This window comes from Bacteroides sp. RTP21281st1_H5_RTP21281_210402, assembly GCF_040918965.1.
Taxonomy (GTDB): domain Bacteria; phylum Bacteroidota; class Bacteroidia; order Bacteroidales; family Bacteroidaceae; genus Bacteroides; species Bacteroides congonensis.
Window position 1 is genome coordinate 24,525 of sequence record NZ_JBCOWR010000007.1, and the last position, 22,064, is coordinate 46,588.

General features: G+C 43.7%; 17 protein-coding genes and 1 pseudogene. 8 read left to right on the forward strand and 10 right to left on the reverse strand.

Features of this window, described 5'->3' with window-relative positions; genetic code table 11:
* Positions 1 to 531 precede the first annotated feature (531 nt).
* Positions 532 to 1,194 carry a hypothetical protein gene (locus AB5443_RS11925; RefSeq protein WP_277135486.1) on the reverse strand — a complete coding sequence of 221 codons (663 nt, stop codon included), beginning with the start codon at positions 1,192 to 1,194 and terminating at the stop codon, positions 532 to 534.
* A 32-nt stretch (positions 1,195 to 1,226) separates the two neighbouring features.
* Between AB5443_RS11925 and AB5443_RS11930 the strand changes: the two genes are divergently transcribed.
* Positions 1,227 to 1,466, forward strand: coding sequence for an HTH domain-containing protein (locus AB5443_RS11930; protein ID WP_277135487.1), 240 nt, complete (start codon positions 1,227 to 1,229; stop codon positions 1,464 to 1,466).
* On the opposite strand, the gene AB5443_RS11935 is transcribed toward AB5443_RS11930, so the two are convergent.
* The 9 genes and pseudogenes from AB5443_RS11935 to rhaB all read right to left on the reverse strand — a co-directional run bounded on the left by AB5443_RS11935 (position 1,434) and on the right by rhaB (position 15,918).
* Entirely contained in the window at positions 1,434 to 2,243 is an 810-nt protein-coding gene (locus AB5443_RS11935) for a Fic family protein (protein WP_277135488.1), read from the reverse strand. The genes AB5443_RS11930 and AB5443_RS11935 overlap by 33 nt on opposite strands.
* A gap of 184 nt (positions 2,244 to 2,427) precedes the next feature.
* Positions 2,428 to 4,479: pseudogene (locus tag AB5443_RS11940) on the reverse strand (SusC/RagA family TonB-linked outer membrane protein); the annotation flags it as partial.
* A 332-nt stretch (positions 4,480 to 4,811) separates the two neighbouring features.
* Positions 4,812 to 8,837, reverse strand: a complete 4,026-nt coding sequence (locus tag AB5443_RS11945) for a two-component regulator propeller domain-containing protein (protein ID WP_368113580.1) — start codon at positions 8,835 to 8,837, stop codon at positions 4,812 to 4,814.
* A gap of 102 nt (positions 8,838 to 8,939) precedes the next feature.
* The gene (locus AB5443_RS11950; protein WP_022137215.1) at positions 8,940 to 9,839 is read right to left on the reverse strand and encodes an AraC family transcriptional regulator; all 900 of its coding nucleotides are present in this window, start codon (positions 9,837 to 9,839) and stop codon (positions 8,940 to 8,942) included.
* 140 nt (positions 9,840 to 9,979) lie between these two features.
* A complete protein-coding gene (gene fucO / locus AB5443_RS11955; protein WP_368113582.1) occupies positions 9,980 to 11,134 on the reverse strand; it encodes a lactaldehyde reductase in 1,155 nt (384 codons plus the stop codon).
* A 96-nt stretch (positions 11,135 to 11,230) separates the two neighbouring features.
* Positions 11,231 to 12,040 (reverse strand): rhamnulose-1-phosphate aldolase, encoded by an 810-nt coding sequence (gene rhaD, locus AB5443_RS11960; RefSeq protein WP_368113583.1) that lies wholly within the window; start codon positions 12,038 to 12,040, stop codon positions 11,231 to 11,233.
* Positions 12,041 to 12,134: 94 nt separating this feature from the next.
* Complete coding sequence (rhaT, locus tag AB5443_RS11965) at positions 12,135 to 13,154, reverse strand: L-rhamnose/proton symporter RhaT (RefSeq protein ID WP_368113585.1); 1,020 nt, start codon at positions 13,152 to 13,154, stop codon at positions 12,135 to 12,137.
* Between the two features lie 3 nt (positions 13,155 to 13,157).
* Positions 13,158 to 14,414, reverse strand: coding sequence for an L-rhamnose isomerase (locus AB5443_RS11970; RefSeq protein WP_022137211.1), 1,257 nt, complete (start codon positions 14,412 to 14,414; stop codon positions 13,158 to 13,160).
* A gap of 46 nt (positions 14,415 to 14,460) precedes the next feature.
* On the reverse strand, positions 14,461 to 15,918 hold the full coding sequence (rhaB, locus tag AB5443_RS11975; protein WP_368113586.1) for a rhamnulokinase: 1,458 nt from the start codon (positions 15,916 to 15,918) through the stop codon (positions 14,461 to 14,463).
* Between the two features lie 235 nt (positions 15,919 to 16,153).
* Between rhaB and argR the strand changes: the two genes are divergently transcribed.
* The 7 genes from argR to AB5443_RS12010 all read left to right on the forward strand — a co-directional run bounded on the left by argR (position 16,154) and on the right by AB5443_RS12010 (position 22,061).
* Positions 16,154 to 16,627: an arginine repressor gene (argR, locus tag AB5443_RS11980; protein WP_022137208.1), complete on the forward strand. Its 474-nt coding sequence runs from the start codon at positions 16,154 to 16,156 to the stop codon at positions 16,625 to 16,627.
* A gap of 27 nt (positions 16,628 to 16,654) precedes the next feature.
* Positions 16,655 to 17,233: a GNAT family N-acetyltransferase gene (locus AB5443_RS11985; protein ID WP_044654753.1), complete on the forward strand. Its 579-nt coding sequence runs from the start codon at positions 16,655 to 16,657 to the stop codon at positions 17,231 to 17,233.
* 14 nt (positions 17,234 to 17,247) lie between these two features.
* Positions 17,248 to 18,456, forward strand: a complete 1,209-nt coding sequence (locus AB5443_RS11990; RefSeq protein WP_022137207.1) for an argininosuccinate synthase — start codon at positions 17,248 to 17,250, stop codon at positions 18,454 to 18,456.
* Positions 18,453 to 19,421 carry an N-acetyl-gamma-glutamyl-phosphate reductase gene (gene argC, locus AB5443_RS11995; protein WP_277132611.1) on the forward strand — a complete coding sequence of 323 codons (969 nt, stop codon included), beginning with the start codon at positions 18,453 to 18,455 and terminating at the stop codon, positions 19,419 to 19,421. Before AB5443_RS11990 ends, argC begins: the two co-directional genes overlap by 4 nt.
* 13 nt (positions 19,422 to 19,434) lie before the next feature.
* Positions 19,435 to 20,556, forward strand: coding sequence for an aspartate aminotransferase family protein (locus tag AB5443_RS12000; protein WP_044654755.1), 1,122 nt, complete (start codon positions 19,435 to 19,437; stop codon positions 20,554 to 20,556).
* A gap of 137 nt (positions 20,557 to 20,693) precedes the next feature.
* The gene (gene proC / locus AB5443_RS12005; RefSeq protein ID WP_044654756.1) at positions 20,694 to 21,467 is read left to right on the forward strand and encodes a pyrroline-5-carboxylate reductase; all 774 of its coding nucleotides are present in this window, start codon (positions 20,694 to 20,696) and stop codon (positions 21,465 to 21,467) included.
* A 39-nt stretch (positions 21,468 to 21,506) separates the two neighbouring features.
* Positions 21,507 to 22,061: a helix-turn-helix domain-containing protein gene (locus tag AB5443_RS12010; RefSeq protein ID WP_022137203.1), complete on the forward strand. Its 555-nt coding sequence runs from the start codon at positions 21,507 to 21,509 to the stop codon at positions 22,059 to 22,061.
* Positions 22,062 to 22,064 lie beyond the last annotated feature (3 nt).

A 22,064-nucleotide genomic window follows, 5' to 3' on the forward strand; every position in this document is an offset into this window, starting at 1 on the left:
TGATTCATAAGTTCCATCAGTTCCACCTTACATCTGAAACATCGATGAATAAAGAGATAGTGGGTGAAAACGTAGGGAAAAACAAGGTAAAGTTTTCCATTATCGCTTTCACCTTTTGAATTTATTTATACTGATTGCTGGACATATAGAGCCACCGTGCTGAATATATAGATTCAATACGGTGAGTATATAGATGCAATCCGTTGAATATATAGATGTACCAGTTCAAGTATTAATAGATGAGAGCCAAGGTGTTAACATCTGACAACTAGGCTATTAATATCTGACAGTTCATCTACTAATACTTGACAGTGAGTTTGCTATTAGCATATTTCGATTAGCTATAAGCATATCTGGATTAGCTATAATGATATTGGATTTAGCTCAAGGGATATTTTGAAGCAAGGTGAAGCCGATAGTATCCGGTTTCACTTGAATTCACCCCTTGCTTTCACCCGCTATTACCTTATTCATCGGCATTTCGAGAATCAGATGAAATCGACGAACAGCAAGTTCTTATATAGATATGTTTTATCTCCCTCCTATCCACATGCTCTGCTTCCATTTCATGCCCGAAGGCATCAGGTTGGTTACGGAGTTATTTTGTTGTTCTTTTTTTTCGATCACCAGATTCCATCCTTTTTGAAGATTCAGGTTGTAGACTGTACGATTTCCCCACCAATCTTCGCCTGTTCCGGTGATGGTTGCGGAGCGGTCGCAATAGATGTATGTCTGTTCATAGCATACATTTTCTGAATCTGAAACCATATAAAGAAAGTCCGAAAAACGGTTCTGAGCGGAGATATTGCAAGCTATCTCCACAAAGGCGATGGTCTTTGCCTCCGGATTACTTATTTCGAATCCTTCGGGGAAATCCAATGCTATGTTGCTCAAAAGCTCCTGTGGTGGGTTTTCTGGCAGGACTAACGTTGTACATTTCGCATCAAAAGGAACTTTCAACATCACGCGGGTATCTTTACCGTCTGCATCGAAAGTAAAGCCTTGATTGTTGAATCCGTGGAACCGGGCTACGAAAGCCACCTCTGTAATCGCCGAAGAAACAGCTTCGATATCCGATATCTTTATTTCATCAATCAAGCCCACTGTTTTAAACTCAGGTTCAGGCTGGTCGGATGATTTATCGCAAGCGGCAAGCATAAACAATGCTGAGATAATAGCTAAATACTTTTTCATGGTTTGTCATATTTGACACAAATATACATAATATGATAGATATCATAGATAAAATCCTCATACTAATTAATAAAGATTCCACAATCATCACTTCTCGAATTGCTGATTTACTTAGTAAAAGCAGAAGAACGATAACTCGTCATATAAAAGAGTTGCCCAAAAACGGCATCATCCGCCGTATCGGTCCTGATTTTGGCGGTCACTGGGAAATTGTAAAAAAAGGAGAGAGGTATAACTGCTTAGAACATAAGGCTAACCCCTCTCTTTTGTGAAGCATTGAACCGTTCAATCTCCAAAGAGAGGGATTTTTTTAACTGTCCTGCCATAAAATCCAAAAATGGCTGATTGGTTTCTTCCTCTTGCGATTGACGCAAAGAAAGAATATATGCATCTCTATCTTCCTTGAAAATCTTAGTTGGAAAGAGATTGCAGCAAAACTGGATGTAGTTCATAAGTAAGCGGGCGGTTCTGCCGTTACCATCCACCCACGGATGGATAGTGGCCAAATTAAGGTGGGCATTAAAACTTAATTCGTATTGTTCCCGAAATGTTTCCACTGCCTTCTGTCGTTCTTGCAAGATGCTGCAAAGTTCTTCTATTTTGGCAGGTACTTTTTGATAGTTCATATAAGAACGTCCACCTATACCAGCCGTAACACCACATAAACGGTATTCTCCTTTGGAAGAATCAAAAGAACCACTCATTACACTATGCACACTGCCTGTGGTACGCATCAGTGTTGAATTTAATTTTTGCAGGAAAGCAGGGGTAATCGCTGTATTGTATTTACTTTCCTCTTTGGTCAGTTCATACGCTTTCTTCAAATCCTCATTCATTAGATGATGGACTAATGGTTTTCCTTTGGCTGTTACCCCTTCATCAAAGAGAAGCTGCGTATCAAGCTCCGTAAGCGTTGAGCCTTCAATGGCTGTGGAATGGGTGATAAGAGAATACAGGTAGTACTTATCATAGTCCACCGCTTCATTGATACCAAGTTTCTGAAACTTTTGATATAACTGCCCTATTTCTTGCCAAACACCTTGTTCCATTGCTTTTTATTTAATAAACTTTATTTCTTTTCAAAGGTAGTGTATTTACTATGTTCAGCCAAAGAAAATAATGACTTACTACTATATTTTTTGCACGTGTGGGAAAAATGCAGGGAAAATTCAGACAAAAAGGAAAGCTAAGTATTTGATTATTCAATACTTAGCTTTCATCTTCGTACCCAGACCCGAGGTTGAATTGTTTAGTCTCTTCCCATTTCAGGTTGTCCTTACCGATGCGGGTAGGAATCACGCCACCAACTCCATCGTAAATAGAACTGGGAGAATAAGAATAGATATAGTCATAGTTTCCGATAGCTTCATTACCTGTGATACCGTAACTTACACGAATCTTACCATCTTCCAGGAACTTTTTGGAGAATTTCATAAAGTTCTCGTCGGAAAAACGCCATCCTACGGATACGGAAGGAAAGTTACCCCATTTATTTTCTTTAGCAAAACGAGACGAACCGTCACGACGCATATTTGCTGTGAACAGGTATTTTCCCAAATAATCGTAAGTCACACGAGCAAAGACGGAAGCCATAGAGTGATTACTCAATGTTGAGCCCGTAGCCGATAAGTCCAGGTTTGCAGCAAATGCATTCATGGTATAAATAAAGTCCGTAGAGGAATTTATGCCCACAAAAGTTTCGTTTTCATAACGCCATTGCTGGGCACTGACACCGACCATCGCACTAAAGTTGTGCCCTTTTATTTTGCGGGCGTAAGTGATAAAGTCCTCGTTCATCCAGTTCCAGTTCAGGTAATTATAAGAATATCCCTTATTCTGTTTCTGCCATTCGTCGGTGATAAGGCTCGGTTCCAGTTTCTTACGTTTATCAAGATAGAAGTTGGCATTGATATTTGCCCTAAACTTCAGATACTTGTTAAACTTGATTTCAAAGAACTGGAAGAAGTTAGCTTTATATGAATCTGTAAAGTCTGTCGTATAATTAATCTGCGCAATCGGATTCTTCTGTCCGTTGAAAACTCCGACCAAAGAACCGTCCGGGTAGTAAGTATTGAAATAAGGACGGCGAGTCAACACCGCACTCAACAATGTACCTTCGTTCAATCCTTTTTTCTTTGAATAAGTCAGAGAGATACGGCTACCCATATTCATCCAGTCTGTCGGTGAATAATCCGAGTTGATACGGGTGTTCAATCTTTGGAAACCGGTATTTGAGATAATACCTTTTTCATTATAATAACCGGTATTAATGAAGTATTTCAGTTTCTTCGTACCACCACCTACGCTGACATCGACCTGATCTTTCTGTGCAGTAGTCGTAATCATATCCAAATAATCGTTATCTACATTGAAGAACGAGTTCAAAGGGTCGTCCAGGATATCGATACTTTCATTCGGATTACCGCCGCCATACGTTTCAAAATACTCTTTACGGTACTGGTCGTACAATAGACGTTCTCTGCGATTAGCCTGCGGCACTTTATGAGATAATGTACCCCATGAGTGATTATATTTTATATCAATACGTGCTTTACCTTCCTGTCCGCTCTTGGTAGTGATAATAATCACACCGTTTGCAGAACGCGAACCGTAGATGGCCGCTGAAGCGGCATCTTTCAAAATCTCCATGGAAGTAATATCATTGGTGTTGATACCGTCAATACTTTCCAAAGGCACACCATCCACGATATAAAGGGGAGTGACTCCTTCGGCAGAGAAAGTAGATGTACCACGGATTTTGATAGAAGAAGACTCACCGGGTTGTCCTGAACCGGAGACTACCTGCACACCGGCAGTAGTACCCTGCAATGCTTCAAACACATTGGTTGCCATCTTCTGCTCGATAGCCTCACTTGAAATAGAGGTAATAGCTCCCGTCACATCACGCTTTTTCATCGTACCGTAACCGACTACCACCACTTCGTCCAGCAACTTGGAATTCTCTTCGAGTGTTATATTCATCGTTTTATCTTTCACCACTACATCCTTAGCAGTGTATCCCATGAACGATACGGTCAGAGTAACTCCTTTCTTTGAAACATTCAAAGAGAAATTCCCATCCAAGTCTGTTATAGCTCCATTAGATGTTCCTTTCTCCATCACATTGGCACCGGGTAAAGGAAATCCTGTCTTATCCACAACCACTCCTTTCACTGCAAATCCACCTTGTGCATAAGTCGGACCGGCAAGGAAAAAGAGACTCAAGGAAATCAAAAGAAACGACTGCAATAACCGCACTTTTGCCCCATTCAGCAAATTTTTCATAACTAGAATAAAATTAAATTGGTTAATTATCAAGGTTTAACTCTCTACTTAATTAATCAGAAGAAATGTATGGATTCTTTCAATAAGATATTATTTTATACTTATCATAGACGCACATGTTCTTCATAATACTATACAAATATTATTATATTAGATAAAGTTTATACAATACCCGGTTTGCTAAAATCCGTGTGTGCGTACACACCAAATAAAAGAAAGCACAAGTACAAGTTGGTATTATCCAACACCGCAAAAGTATGATATTCGGGCATAATCCACCCTATCGAATTGTTCGTTTTATCAGGTCTAAAAATTCAGATGACTATTTTTATTCACTTTGCAGAGTCCTGTGTAGGGAGATCCTGCGATTTCCGGTACTGCGTAGGGGCAATACTGAAAAGTTCCTTAAAGCATTTGTTGAAGTATTGCGGATTTCCAAATCCCAGCCGGTAAGCAATATCCGAGATATTCATCTCCGGAGCATTCAGCAGAAAATACGCGGCTTTCTTCAGACGCAGGTTCATGATAAAATTATTTGGCGTACTCCCTGTAATTCCTTTTATCTTTTGAAATAAAACGGTACGCCCCACTCCCATCTCCCGTGAGAAAGTTTCCACGCTGAATTCGGGATTCTCCATATTATCTTCCACTACCCGGGTAGCTTGTTCGATAAACTTTTGGTCAAGTTCATTCGTAGCTATCTTTTCCGCCTTATTATCCAACTGACGGGCATATTTGTTCTGTAAAATCCTGCGGGTATTAATCAGGTTATTGCACTGCATAACCAGCCTGCGCATATTGAATGGTTTCACCACATAGATGTCCGCCCCGATTCGCAGCCCCTCAAGCTCTCGTTCGGGAGCGCTAAGCGCAGTCAGCAGTACAACCGGAATATGGCAGGTTTCTATATTATTCTTGATTTTGGCACACAACTCCGTTCCGGGCATTCCGGGCATCATAATATCCGAGATTACTAAATCGGGTTGCATTACTTTTACTTTCTCATAGCCTTCTTCTCCATTACTTGCCGTTTCAACGGTATATAACGGAGAAAATATATCTATCAGGATATTTCTGATTTCTTCATTATCATCAATGACTAACAGCTTGCAGTCGGTAGTTCCATTCTCATTCTTTGCCGACTGCACCTCTTTAATCAACGCTTCTTTATCTTCCGAGTAATAAATGTATTCCTTATCCTGTTCCGGTTCAATCCGGGAAACGGACGAATCAAAATGAGCATCCCCTTTCTTTAAGCTAACTTTAAAGTTAGAACCTTTTCCCAACTGGCTTTCTACTGTAATGTCTCCCTGATGGGCTTTTACGATACCCTGACTAAGAGCAAGCCCGATGCCTGTTCCGCCGTACTGCCCGATATTCTCGACCTGATAGAATCGTTCAAATATCTTCACATAGTCTTCTTCAGATATGCCTGCACCATTATCAGAGACTGAAAACATACATTCATCCGTTCCGTCAGCCAATTCAAGGGTGATACTTCCACCGTCTGAAGTATATTTAAAAGCATTCGACAGCAAGTTATTAACCACTTTCTGTATTTGCAAGCGGTCGCCCCACACTAAACATTGTTCGCAATCGGCATGCAAAGTAAATGAAATATTCCTGTTGGCAGCCAATTCCTTAAATAGCACATAATGTTCCTTGAGCAGGGAATACAAGTCGAATTGGGAAATTTTCAGTTTCAGAAGTCCCTGCTCCTGTTTTCTGAAATCGAGTAGTTCCGTTATCAAGGATTTCAGGTTACCTGCATTCTTATGTATATTCAGCAGTTTCGAATAAGCATAAGTAGACAATTTCCCGGAGTTCAACAGCAAATCGACCTGTCCCAGGATAAGCGTGATAGGGGTTCGGATTTCATGCGAGATATTAGTAAAGAAACGCAGTTTGGACTGGTTCATCTCTTCAATGTATTGTTTCTCACGAAGTTCGAAATCAAGCGAGGTTTTCAAGAACAAACGTATTCTGTATTCTCTTATAACAAAGAAAAGAATAGTCAGAATCACACATACATAAATAGTATATGCCCACCAAGTAGCATAGAAAGGCGGAGTTATCGTTATCTTCAGCGACCTGATAACTTCCGGGAAGTTCTTCAGCCTGATTTCGAAAACATAATTATCAGGAGAGATATTCGTATAAGTTATGTCATTTCCCAAACGGTTCTCACTCCATTCGTCATTATAGCCAATCAGCCGGTATTCCACTTCACCGCCGCCTATATGCAGAAAGTTGTCTGTGGAAAAACCGATGGAAAAGACATTCTGTGAATAGTTCAATTTGATCCGGTCGGTATATGCAAAGGATTTATTCAGGATACCGGTTGGATCGCCAGTCGTTATTTCTTTGTTGTTGACATACAGATGCGCCAATTCCAAATCATATATTTTCGGGGGATAGTGCAAACTGCTCTCACGGATTGAAACCATTCCCGTAGCTCCCCCCATATAAATATTATGATTGCGGGATACATGCAGGGATTTCCGGTTTACAAGAGTCAGCGGGAATCCTGTATTGGAATTAAAGTTAATTATTTTCCCTTCTTTCTTTTCCAACATCGACAACCCATGACCGGTACCAATCAGCAAATTGCCGGAAGGTGTTTCGCCCAACACCCTGATATTTTCTCCCGACAACACATTCTCAGGTGTATGCAAGTGAAACAAACTGTCTTTCTTATCCAACAAGAAAAGCCCGTTTCCATGTGTTCCTACCCAAATATCCCCCTCCCTGTCTTCATAGATGACATTGACAAGTTCTTTTTGGGATCTGACTTTCTTTTTCAGGTTTATCTTATATGTCTCAAACCGTTTTTCATCAATTATATAGGCAACACAACCCTCATCAGAAGCAAACCACAGTCTGTTGTTCGAATCAAGCAGCAAGGTATTATAATTATGTGTAAACAGTTCTTTCTGATGAATTAGTATTTCAGGCTTCAATGTCTGTTTATCCAGGCTGACCACTGCCGAGGTAGTGCCAATATATAATTTCCGGGGAGTACCAGCCAATGCAAAAAGAGCTTCGCCCACCTTATCTTCTCCGGGCGATTCAAGAGCGTATATATCATTCCGATAAGTATCGAGATGAAAACAATTTATCTTATTAGTAAAGTCGGCGGCAATCCACAAACAATTATCAGCCTCATCAAAGACAATGTCTTTTAAATAGTCCGTACTGAAATGATAACCCGTATGCGCATTAAAATGCCTGAATTTCTCCTGTTCCGGTTGATATAAATCCAGTCCGCCACCTTCCGTACATATCCATATATTTCCGGCTTTATCTTCTGCCATAGCGCCTACAACCGGAAAAGACAATCCTTTGCCTGATGCATGAAAATGGACAAAATGCTGATATTCCGGGGAGAAGAAGTTCACTCCGCCCCAATAAGTACCCACCCAAACAGTTCCCTGCTTATCCGTATAAAGAGAAGTTACAGAACGGTTGGACATAGAACCTATCCGGTTCGGGTCTGACTGATAATGAAAAATCTTACCGGTAGCTACTTCTATCTTGCTTAGTCCGCTTCTATATCCTATCCATATGTTCCCTTCTAAGTCCTGGCACAGAGCTCTTGCCATATCGTCCCGAACTGCGTACATACTTTTATCGTCATACTCGTAGTGGTGTATCATGACACCCTGTGGAGAAAAACAGAAAACGCCATGTTCCTGAGAACCTATCCAAATATTCCGGTCATTGCCCTTAATCAGTTTCATAACTTTTATTCCCGGGATATCCAAAAATGTTCCGCCACAAGTATCCACACGCATTACTCCACCGTCTTTCAAGGCAATCCACAAAGTTCCTTCCACGCCCTCCACCATAGTTGGCCCGGTATCCGGCAGTTTCAGGTCTTTATACATCTGTTTCAGATGACGGGTGTCCTTATCATATAAGAATACTTTTCCCTCTTCGGCAATCCACACTCCCTGTTTTCCTTTCGCTATGGTAGAAGGAGAGGAAACCGGAAGCAAATAATATTTTTCCGTTTCAAGATCAAATTGGAAAAGTCCGGTAGAGGTCAACAGAAAAAGGCTTCCCTGACCGTCTTCTATCATTTGGGTGACATACAGATTACCGTAACTGATAGAGTCATTATGGAAATGATTGAAAACTTTGATGTGATTGCCGTCGTAGCAATTCAAGCCGTCCAAAGTAGCAATCCATATGCGCGACTTCTCGTCCTGACAAATATCACTGACCGTTATTTGAGATAATCCATCTTCAACACCCAATGCCTTGAACTTGTATTCCTGTGATTTGAGAGGGAATACAAACCAAGAAAGAGACAGAAAAATAAACAGACGAAATATAAGTAGCCTATGTTTGCACATATGAAGACATAAGATTTGTAACACACATTAATCTTGCCACAAAAGTAGCAGTTTTTATGATATTCCCAAAATAGGAGCAATAAGTATCGGACAGTACACGATTTATTCCTCCCGCCCGAACGAACGATATTCCAACGGAGTAAGCCCTGTACGCTTCTTAAAGAAAGAGAAGAAATATTCGGTAGACTGAAAACCGAGAAAGAAAGAAATCTCTTTCACTGATTGGGAAGTACCCACCAGCATTTGCTTCGCTTTGCGAAGTTTCAACTCCTGAAAATATTTGGCGGGGGCATAGCCCGTATATTCCTTAAAGACACGACGGAACCATGAATAGCTGATATTGAGCCGCATCGCCAGTTCTTCCGGGTCTACATTACCGGATACATTTTCGTTCATTATAATCTTTGCCTGCTCTATCTTCTGGTCAACATCGCTCATCTCGAAAATCTTATTCTTGGAAACAGAGAGAATCATGCCAATCATATGGAGCACAATACCGGAAAGATATTGTTGCGCGGAAATCTTGTCCGCTTCGGCCACTGCAAGAGCACGGGAAAACAAGGATACCAGTTCTTCATTGATTCCCACCTCTAATATCTGTTGCTCCTGAGAGAGAAAAGAATTATCCACGATAGCATCTATCGCAGGCCCTTCAAATCCGATATAATATTCCGTCCAACCGGTTTGCCGCAAAGGACGATAGGTATGCCACTGTCCGGGAAACAATACCATCAGCCGACCTTTACAAACTTGTTTTTCGGAAGTTGAATCTGATGAAAACAAACCACGTCCTTTGGTGATATAGACCAACTGGTACTCACGAAGCACCCTGCCTTTTTCAGCATTGAAAAAGTAACCGGAAGGATGTTCTTTCAACGGGTAAGGAGAGTCGGGCGGGATAGATTGATAACCGACCGTATTGACCCATAAACCGAACTTGCGATCCATGTCATTTACAATCAGATATTTAAATTCAAGTCCTAAACTATTGTCCTCGGTCATATCAACGTGTTTTCATGTAATTGAACCGGACAAAAATAGGAATTATTTTCAGAAAACACACGCTAAGAAACAAAAAACATCCGGAGTATACTATGAAGCATCTCCGGATGTCTATTTAAAACAAACCTACACTGTCAGATTTAGAAAGCCTTATGATATAAAGCTTCAATGTCTTCTACCGAAGTAGGACGGGGATTGCCACCCGTACAAACATCATTGAAAGCCGCCACTGCCAATGCCGGAATATCTTCTTCCTTCACATTGATTTCATGCAGTTTCTGAGGAATGCCAATACTGAGAGAAAGAACTTTTACAGCTTCAATAGCCGCCTTTACACCTTCTGCCTCACTCATTCCGGTAGTATCTACGCCCATCGCTTTCGCAATATTGATATACTTCGGAGCAGCGGGAGACTCAGCGTTATATTCCATCACGTAAGGCAACAGCAAAGCATTTGCCACACCGTGAGGAGTATCATAGAAAGCACCCAGCGGGTGAGCCATCGAATGGACGATTCCCAAACCAACGTTAGAGAATCCCATACCGGCGATATATTGCGCTTGCGACATTGCTTCGCGGGCAACTACATCTTTACCGTTATCCACAGCCGCTTTCAGGTTCTGCGCAATCATTTCGATAGCTTTCAGTTCGAACATATCGCTCATAGCCCAGGCACCCGGAGTAATATAACTTTCGATAGCATGCGTCAAAGCATCCATACCCGTAGCGGCAGTCAGACCTTTCGGCATGGAATACATCAGTTCAGGGTCTACGATAGCCACCGCAGGAATATCGTTCGGGTCTACACAAACCATCTTTTTACGTGCGTCTTCATCGATAATCACATAATTGATGGTTACTTCGGCAGCCGTTCCGGCAGTAGTAGGCAATGCGAAAGTAGGTACTGCCTTGTGTTTCGTATCAGCCACACCTTCCAAAGATTTCACATCTGCAAAATCCGGGTTGTTCACAACAATACCGATACCCTTGGCTGTATCAATAGAAGAGCCACCACCCAAAGCTACAATAAAGTCGGCTCCGGAAGCTTTGTAAGCTGCCACACCGTTTTGCACATTTGCAATAGTAGGATTAGCTTTTACATCACTATAAAGTTCGTAAGGAATCTGATTCTCATCAAACACCTTGATGATTTCGGCAGCTACCCCAAACTTAATCAGGTCTTTATCCGTTACAAAAAAGGCTTTCTTAAAGCCACGTCTGGCTGCTTCCACAGCAATCACACTCCGGCATCCGGCACCAAAGTAAGAAGTTTCGTTTAAAATAATGCGATTCATGGTTGTCTATTTGTTTAAAGGATTAACCGCAACACCTTCCAGGGTAGAAAATGCTGCGGTTGCTAAAGTTTATAAATTCAATGACTAGTAAAAATATTATTTAGGCAAATTGAAAGCAACTGTCATTTCTTTCATCTGTTCCTGACTCATACCATCCGGCTCAAAACCCATATTTTTTGCTGCGATATAAATTAGAGCTGATTTATTAAGTACATCGATCTGGTCGAACGCCTGCATCGCATCGCAATCAACTGCAAATACACCATGTTTCTCCCACATCACAACATCATAATCCTGCAATTCCTTGATGGTAGCTTCCGCCAATTCTACAGAACTGGGCAATTTATAAGGAATGATACCCAAACCACGCGGGCAGAATGCCTTTGTTTCGGGAATCATACTCCATAACAGATTGGTAGCCACATCTTTTTCCAGGAATTTCGGACAATGTGTCATGGCAATCAGTTCTATCGGGTGTGTATGTACAGACGCTTTATAAGGAGAGTTTTTGCTCAACAGGTCATTATGTACGCTCAAGTGAGAAGGCAATTCCGATGTCGGAGCCACAGCCTCGTCTGCGATAATTACATAGCTGGCACAGTCATCCAAAATACGGATCACCGAACCATTCGCCATCGGCCAACGAGCTAAATCACGCATGCGTTTATTAGTTCCCTTGCAGTAGAAATAACATCCTTTCAGATAAGGAAGAGTCACACCGATAGATTTAACTTCACTGATCGGTTTCATCTGATGGATTTCATCGTCTACAAACTCTGTGATATTAACAGTGATATTACCACCGTTACGTTCAGCCCATCCTTTCTGCCACAAGTATCCGGCAACTTCTGCTACCTTATTTACTTCTTTGGCAAGTGCCGGACGATTCTCTAAGATTGATTTCATTCTATAATATAATTTTAATTAGGCATAGATTACACTGATTTTGCCGCAAGTTATAAAAAAACTGCGTAATCTGTATAACCCACACCTAAATTTTTTAAAACAAATTTGGGAACACTAATGAGAAGATAAGTACGGTCAGACCAGCTATCAGCACAGTTATGGTCTTGTTTGACACGCCTTTCCATTCTTTCAGAATAATTCCCCAAACATTACTAAATGTGACATTCAACGCCATCAGGATACACCAAGAGAAAGCCAGTAAAACAGGACTTTCCGTGAGGAAACTCTTTCCCATTTCCAGTCCGAAGAACTGCATATACCACAGTACACCAGCCAAGGCACAGAACACCAGATTGTTGCCCCATACCTTTCCTTTCGCATAGTCACCCATGGATTTATTCGCCACATTCTGTTGCAGGCAATACACTGCATTCGTCAGGAATCCACCGAACGTAACGAGGAAGATTACAGGAAGTCCGGCATAAAGTCCTTCAACACCACCTGCCAAAGCAGCTTCCTTGATAGGCGTTCCGGCATCCAGTCCCAAAGCGAAACAAGCACTCATCACACCTGCCAGCAATGCTACGAGCAACCCTTTTGTCAATGCGAAGTCTTTTACGGCAGCACGTTTTTCTTCTTCACTCATGTTCTGCGCCCGCAAGCTGCCGGCATATCCGATAACGGCGATACCTGCCAACGTAATACAAACACCCAGCAGAAGAATCAGTCCGTTACCTTCGAACAAATTTGTCCCTGCGAAAAGAGCCGGAAGAAGTGTTCCAAAGCCGGCACAAGTACCCAATGAGATACTTTGTCCCAACGCAACACCCAGATAGCGCATGGAAAGTCCGAACGTCAGACCGCCTACTCCCCACAATACACCATAAAAGATGCTCATTCCAGCACCTCCCGCTCTCCACAAGTCGAACAAACTGCTCCCTTGGGGCACGCCCAGCAGTGAACCCAGGAACGGGAACACTAACCAGGCAAATACACCTTGTATCAACCAGAAGCTTTCCCAGCTCCATTCCTTCACCTTTTTGATAGGTACATAGGAACTGGACTGGCAAAAACTACCGATGGCTATAATCAACAAGCCGATTAAAATATCCATAACTTATCGTTTAGAAGTTACTTCGGCTTCGTACTTTTCGATTTCCGCAATGAAATCTTCACCTACCGGAACATTGTTCTTCAAGCAGAACATATCCCATACAGCATTCCAGGGAAGAGCTTTTTCTTCTTCAAGCAGAGCCAGACGTTGGAATCCCTGTCCGTTAGCTTCGTATTCACGCAACTTGGCAATCGGTTCGAGCAGGGCGCGGGTCATGCATTTCTGTGCGGCACGGCTACCGATTACGTAAGCACCGATACGGTTGATAGAAGCATCGAAATAGTCAAGACCATAGTGTACGCGGTCTAATGCGCCACAACGAACGATTTCCTGGAACAGTTCCATAGTCGGGTCGTCCATGATAGTAACGTGGTCTGAATCCCAACGAACCGGACGGCTTACGTGCAACATCAGTTCAGGAACGTAGAGCAACAGTGAAGATACTTTGTCAGCCACACTTTCTGTCGGGTGGAAGTGACCGGTATCCAGTGTAATCATCTTGTTGCGGGAAGCACCATATCCGATATAGAAGTCATTGGAACCTACTGTATAGCTTTCCAGACCGATACCGAACACTTTGGATTCGATACAGTCCTTCATATTCTTATATTCGGTAGCGTAAATCTGATCCAGAGAGTCTTTCAGCAATGCACGATACTTCATGCGGTTTACGGTGATGTCTTTACTTCCGTCGTGTACCCAAAGATTCATGATACACGGGTCGCCCTGTGCCTTACCCATTTCTTCGGCTACCGCACGGCAACGTTTTGTATGCTCAATCCAGAACTGTCGGATGCCTTCGTCAGGATTAGACAGTGACAAATCACCTGATTTCGGATGAGAGAAAGAAGTAGAGTTGAAGTCAAGTTTCATGTTATGTTCTTTACCCCATTCTATCCAGCTCTTAAAATGCTCCGGTTCCACCTGGTCACGGTCTACTACCTTGCCCTGAAAATCTCCGTAGATTTCATGCAGATTCAGGCGGTGAGTACCCGGGATATAAGAAGCGGCTTTCAAGATATCGGCACGCAGTTCGTCGATGTTGCGGGCTTTGCCCGGATAGTTACCGGTAGCTTGGATACCGCCTGTCAATGAACCTGCCTGCACTTCGAATCCTGCCACGTCGTCAGCCTGCCAGCAATGAAGCGACAGATGGAAATCCTGCATAGTTTTCAATACTTGTTCGGTGTCTACACCTACTGCTGCATAACGTTCCACAGCAATCTCATACGCTTTCTGAATCAGTTCTTCTTTTTTCATGATATTCTATTGTTTAAAATGATTATTCTGTCGGTTATTTATTTAATTATCGGATACAGTTTTTAAAATGGATATAAGCCGTATCCCACGCTTCCGTATCCTGCGGATGGTAAGTTTTCAACGGAATGGAACGGTTTATCAACCGGCGCATGCCTGCCACATCCGTAGCTTCTCCTGCCGCCATTGCCTGAATCATCACATTACCGATAGCAGTAGCTTCGGAAGGGCCTGCAACCACCGGAATACCAATGGCATTGGCTGTAAACTGATTCAGCAAGTCGTTACGGCTACCACCGCCAATCACGTGCAATGTCTCGATCGGGCGGGGAGAAAGCGAACGTAAGTTCTCCAATACCTGACGATAACGCAAAGCCAGACTCTCGAAGATACAGCGTACCACTTGTCCGCGCTGTTCGGGAACAGGCTGTCCGGTAGCATGGCAATATTCTGCTATGGCTTTCTCCATATCCGCAGGATTTGCGAAACAATCATCATCGGGATTAATCAGGCTACGGAACGGTTCACAGGAATCCGCTTCGCTAATTAGTTCGGGATAACTCGTATCCCCCCAATTCAAGCGGCAGCGTTCCAACAGCCACATTCCACAAATATTTTTCAGCAGGCGGATAGTTCCTTCCACACCGCCTTCATTGGTGAAGTTCAACGCTTCCGTTTCAGCGTTAATCACCGGAGCATCCGTTTCAACACCCATCAGCGACCATGTTCCGCTACTTAGATAAGCAAAGTTACGGTCTAATGCCGGAACAGCGGCAACAGCAGAACCAGTATCGTGTCCGGCTACCGCAATCACAGGGATAGCGCCCAATCCGGTAATCTTCTGTACTTCTTCTGTCAGTACTCCCACCTTTTCACCCGGAAATACGAAACGACCGAAATTATTTTCACTCAAGCCGACTGCTTTCAACAGTTCCGGTTCGAGACGATGGGTCTGTGCATTCACCAGTTGGGCTGTCGAAGCAATCGTATATTCCGTCACCATTTCTCCGGTCAACATATAGCTCAATGCATCCGGCATAAACAGAATCTTGTCCGCCGCCGCCAATGCACTGTCATTATTACGACGTAAAGTGTCCAACTGGAAAAGTGAATTAAAATTCATTATTTGAATACCCGTCTTGCCATAGACTTCGCTACGGGAAATACGGGAGAAAAGAGCTTCCGGCGCTCCTACCGTATGCGGGTCACGATACGCATAAGGCTGACGAAGCAGGTTTCCGTCCTTTCCGATGCACACAAAATCCACTCCCCATGTATCAATACCAATAGAAGCGATAGATTCTCCACGGTGAGCCACCAGCTTCAAGCCGTCAATGATATGACGATATAATGCATAAATATCCCAATAAAAATGCCCACCGACTTCAATCAGATGGTTGGGGAAACGGTTAATCTCCTCGAGGTTTAATCCGCCTTCAATGAAAGTTCCCAAGATTGTACGGCCGCTCGTTGCGCCCAGATCGACTGCAAAAAAGTTTTGTTTCATGGTATTCTGTCTATATATTTAAGGTATCCATTTACCTACATTGCAAAGATAGGCGATTCCCGCCTCGTGTTCCTTACGTATTTTGATTGAAAGGATATACATTTTGACACAAAACAGAAAACCAAACTTCCACAGTTTAGCATATTTTTCACTTTTATGCAAAAAAAGCATGGTTTTATGCATATTTTCTCCCGAATAATGCATACTTTTGCAGCGTTATTAGAATAATTATACAATGAAGAAGAAAGCAAATCGGTTAGACGCCATCAAAATGATTATCTCGAGCAAAGAGGTAGGCTCGCAGGAAGAGCTGCTGCAAGAGCTGAACCGCGAAGGCTTCGAACTGACGCAGGCCACCCTCTCACGAGATTTGAAACAACTGAAAGTAGCCAAAGCTGCCAGTATGAACGGTAAGTATGTATATGTACTGCCGAACAACATTATGTATAAACGTTCTACCGACCAGAGTGCCGGCGAAATGTTACGCAACAACGGATTCATCTCCTTGCAGTTCTCCGGTAACATAGCCGTTATCCGTACCCGTCCCGGTTATGCAAGCAGCATGGCTTATGACATCGACAACAATGAGTTCACCGAAATTCTCGGAACCATTGCCGGAGACGATACGATTATGCTGGTGTTGCGTGAAGGAGTTGCTACCAGCAAGATACGTCAGCTCTTGTCACTCATCATTCCGAATATCGAATAATTATACCTATATTATATATATAAAGAAATGGACACTCAACAAATAGATGTTATGGTAGCCGACGCCTCACATGAGGTTTACGTTGACACTATTTTGGAAACTATCAGAAATGCTGCCGCCGTACGAGGAACAGGAATCGCGGAACGCACACACGAATACGTAGCGACAAAAATGAGAGAAGGAAAAGCCATTATTGCACTCCGCGGAGAAGAATTCGCAGGATTCACCTACATCGAGTCATGGGGAAACAAGCAATATGTAGCTACTTCCGGTCTGATTGTTCATCCCGATTTCCGTGGTTTGGGACTGGCGAAACGTATCAAACAGGCTTCTTTCCAACTGGCACGTCTCCGATGGCCGAAAGCGAAAATATTCAGTCTGACTTCCGGCGCAGCCGTGATGAAGATGAATACGGAACTGGGCTACGTCCCCGTTACCTTCAACGAACTGACAGACGACGAGGCTTTCTGGAAAGGATGTGAAGGATGTATCAACCATGATATTCTGGTTGCCAAGAACCGCAAGTTCTGCATCTGCACAGCCATGCTGTACGACCCGACAGAACCGCGGAACATTAAAAAAGAACAAGAAAGAAATAACATTTAAAAATATACAGCACTATGGAAGAAAAGAAGAAAAAAGTAGTGGTGGCATTCAGCGGCGGACTGGACACATCGTTCACCGTCATGTACCTCGCCAAAGAAAAAGGTTACGAAGTATATGCAGCTTGTGCCAATACAGGCGGTTTCAGTGAAGAACAACTGAAAACGAATGAAGAGAACGCCTATAAACTGGGAGCTGCGAAATATGTAACGATAGACGTCACTCAGGAATACTACGAGAAGAGCTTGAAATATATGGTTTACGGAAATGTGCTGCGTAATGGTACTTATCCGATTTCGGTCAGTTCCGAACGTATCTTTCAGGCATTGGCTATCGCACGTTATGCCAACGAAATCGGCGCGGACGCTATCGCCCACGGTTCTACCGGAGCAGGTAACGACCAGATTCGTTTCGACATGACTTTCCTCGTACTGGCTCCGAATGTGGAAATCATCACGCTGACCCGTGACATGGCATTGAGTCGTCAGGAAGAAATAGACTATCTGAACAAACATGGTTTCAGCGCGGATTTCACCAAACTGAAATATTCGTATAACGTAGGTCTGTGGGGTACTTCCATCTGTGGTGGCGAAATCCTCGATTCCGCACAGGGATTGCCGGAAACTGCTTATCTGAAACACGTTGAAAAAGAAGGTAGCGAACAGCTCCGCCTTACTTTCGAAAAGGGTGAACTGAAAGCTGTCAACGATGAGAAGTTCGATGACCCTATCAAAGCTATTCAGAAAGTAGAAGAAATCGGTGCCGCTTATGGTATCGGGCGTGATATGCATGTAGGAGATACGATTATCGGTATCAAAGGCCGTGTAGGTTTCGAAGCCGCCGCTCCGATGCTGATTATCGGCGCTCACCGCTTCCTTGAGAAATATACACTGAGCAAATGGCAGCAATACTGGAAAGATCAGGTAGCCAACTGGTACGGTATGTTCCTGCACGAAAGCCAGTATCTGGAACCTGTGATGCGCGACATCGAAGCCATGTTGCAGGAAAGCCAGCGCAACGTGAACGGTACGGCTATCCTCGAACTTCGTCCGCTTTCCTTCTCTACCGTAGGCGTGGAATCGGAAGACGACCTCGTGAAAACCAAATTCGGAGAATACGGTGAAATGCAGAAAGGCTGGACAGCCGAAGACGCGAAAGGCTTTATCAAAGTGACCTCCACTCCGCTGCGTGTTTACTATAACAACCATAAAGACGAAGAGATATGATTAAAGCAGGAATCATTGGTGGCGCAGGATACACGGCAGGCGAATTAATCCGTCTGCTGCTTAACCATCCGGAAACTGAAATCGTATTTATCAACAGCAGCAGTAATGCCGGAAACAGAATCACTGACATACACGAAGGCTTATATGGAGAAACAGACCTCAGATTCACCGACCAATTACCTCTGGACGAAATCGACGTTCTTTTCTTCTGCACAGCCCACGGCGACACAAAGAAATTCATGGAAAGCCACAACATACCGGAAGACCTGAAGATTATTGACCTCTCCATGGACTACCGTATCAAGAGTGACGACCATGACTTCATCTACGGTCTGCCGGAACTGAACCGCCGTGCTACCTGTACGGCGAAGCATGTAGCGAATCCCGGTTGTTTCGCCACTTGCATCCAGTTAGGTTTGCTTCCGCTGGCAAAGAATCTGATGTTGACAGACGACGTAATGGTAAACGCCATTACGGGAAGTACCGGAGCCGGAGTGAAACCGGGAGCTACCAGTCATTTCAGTTGGAGAAACAATAACATGAGTGTGTACAAAGCATTCGACCATCAGCACGTACCGGAAATCAAACAGTCACTGCAACAGTTGCAGAACAGTTTTGATTCGGACATTGATTTTATTCCATACCGGGGCGACTTCCCGCGCGGCATCTTCGCTACGATAGTAGTAAAGACCAAAGTGTCACTGGAAGAAATCGTCCGTATGTACGAAGAATATTATGCGAAAGACTCGTTTGTACACATCGTAGACAAGAATATAGACCTCAAACAAGTAGTCAATACCAACAAGTGTCTATTACACCTCGAGAAACATGGCGACAAGCTGTTGATAATCTCCTGTATCGACAATTTGCTGAAAGGTGCCAGCGGACAGGCCGTTCATAACATGAACCTGATGTTCAACCTGGAAGAAACCGTAGGACTGCGCTTAAAGCCATCGGCTTTTTAAAAACAAAAGAATTATGAATTTATTCGACGTATACCCTTTATATAATATCAACATAGTCAAAGGTGATGGCTGTAAGGTATGGGACGAGAACGGAACAGAATATCTGGATCTCTACGGCGGTCATGCCGTTATCTCTATCGGACACGCACATCCCCACTATGTAGCGATGATTAGTAACCAGGTAGCCAAACTTGGTTTCTACTCGAACTCGGTAATCAACAAGCTTCAGCAGGAAGTAGCCGAACGACTGGGAAAGATTTCCGGCTACGATGATTACAGCCTGTTTCTTATCAACAGCGGTGCCGAAGCCAACGAAAATGCCTTGAAACTGGCTTCGTTCCACAACGGACGCACTAAAATCGTATCTTTCAACAAAGCTTTCCACGGACGTACTTCACTAGCAGTAGAAGCAACCAACAATCCGTCCATCATCGCTCCCATCAACAACAACGGACACGTCACTTATCTTCCGCTGAACGACATCGAAGCGATGAAGCAAGAACTGTCCAAGGGAGATACTTGCGCCGTTATCATTGAAGGAATACAAGGTGTAGGGGGTATCAAGATACCGACTACCGAATTCATGCAGGAACTCCGCAAAGTATGTACCGAAACAGGAACTATCCTGATTCTCGATGAAATTCAGAGCGGATACGGACGTAGCGGTAAATTCTTCGCCCACCAATACAATGACATCAAGCCGGATATTATCACCGTAGCCAAAGGTATCGGAAACGGATTCCCGATGGCAGGCGTTCTTATCAGCCCGATGTTCAAACCTGTGTACGGGCAATTAGGAACTACTTTCGGCGGAAACCATCTGGCATGTTCGGCAGCCCTCGCAGTGATGGATGCCATCGAACAGGAAAGTCTGGTAGAGAATGCAGCTAAAGTAGGTAACTATCTGCTGGAAGAACTCAAGAGATTCCCGCAAATCAAGGAAGTACGCGGACGCGGACTTATGATCGGACTTGAATTCGAGGAACCCATCAAAGAACTGCGCAGCCGTCTCATCTATGACGAGCATGTATTTACCGGAGCAAGCGGCACGAATGTACTTCGTCTTCTGCCCCCTCTCTGTCTCAGCATGGAAGAAGCGGACGAGTTCCTTGCGCGCTTCAAGAAGGTACTCTAAACGCTCATTTGATTAATAAACAGCCAACGATAAAAGCAGTCTCTATCAGAAATTTATTTCTTATTCAGGCTGCTTTTTGTTTTTTCGCAATTTACCGTTACCTTTGTCTATGACAACTCATTAAAAACAAGCGTAATATGAAAATAGCTATCATCGGTGCAGGCAATATGGGCGGTTCCATCGCTCGCGGCCTGGCAAAAGGAAGTCTGATAGAAGACTCGGATATCATCATATCCAACCCCAGTGCAGGCAAACTGGAACAATTGAAAAAAGAATTTCCGGGTATCTCTACAACTCACAACAATGCCGAAGCGGCGCTGGGAGCAGACATCGTTATCCTTGCCGTAAAGCCTTGGTTCATGCAACCCGTAATGCGCGAGTTGAAACTAAAAAGCAAACAGATACTTATCTCGGTAGCCGCCGGCATCAGTTTCGAGGAACTGGCGCATTATGTGGTATCACCGGAAATGCCGATGTTCCGCCTTATCCCGAACACCGCTATCAGCGAACTGGAAAGCATGACACTCGTTGCCGCACGAAATACCAACGACGAACAGGATAAATTCGTTCTCCAACTCTTCAAAGAAATGGGAACAGTGATGCTTATCCCCGAAGATAAAATAGCGGCAGCCACCGCACTGGCTTCCTGCGGCATCGCCTACGTCCTGAAATACGTGCAAGCAGCCATGCAAGCCGGCATCGAAATGGGTATCCGCCCGAAAGACGCCATGACCATGGTAGCCCAATCACTGAAAGGGGCAGCCGCACTGATTCTGAATAATGACACCCACCCCAGCGTAGAAATCGACAAAGTGACTACCCCGGGCGGAATCACTATCAAAGGAATCAATGAACTGGAGCATAACGGCTTCACTTCCGCTATCATCCAAGCGATGAAAGCATCCAAATAAAACCACAAAATTATTAATCATAAAATACCGACTACTTGTATGAATGACCAAATTAAACAGATAGCAGAACGCCTTCGCGGATTGCGTGATGTACTGGAACTGACTTCTGAGGACATTGCCCGCGACAGCGACATCTCTGCTGAAGAATACCGACTTGCAGAAACAGGAGAATACGACATTTCTGTCAGCATGCTGCAGAAGATTGCACGTACGTATAATGTTGCCCTCGACGCCCTGATGTTCGGCGAAGAACCTAAGATGAGTAGTTATTTCGTAACCCGCGCAGGCAAAGGCGTCAGCATTGAACGTACGAAAGCCTATAAATACCAGTCACTGGCATCGGGCTTCATGAACCGCACTGCCGACCCGTTCATCGTTACCGTTGAACCGAAAGGGGACGACGAACCTATCCATTATAACAAACACAACGGACAAGAATTCAACCTTGTGATTGAAGGACGCATGCTTATCAATATCGAAGGCAAAGAAATCATCCTCAACCAAGGCGACAGTATCTATTTTAATTCCAAACTCCCACATGGCATGAAAGCGCTCGATGGCAAAACGGTACGTTTTCTGGCAGTAATTATGTAATAA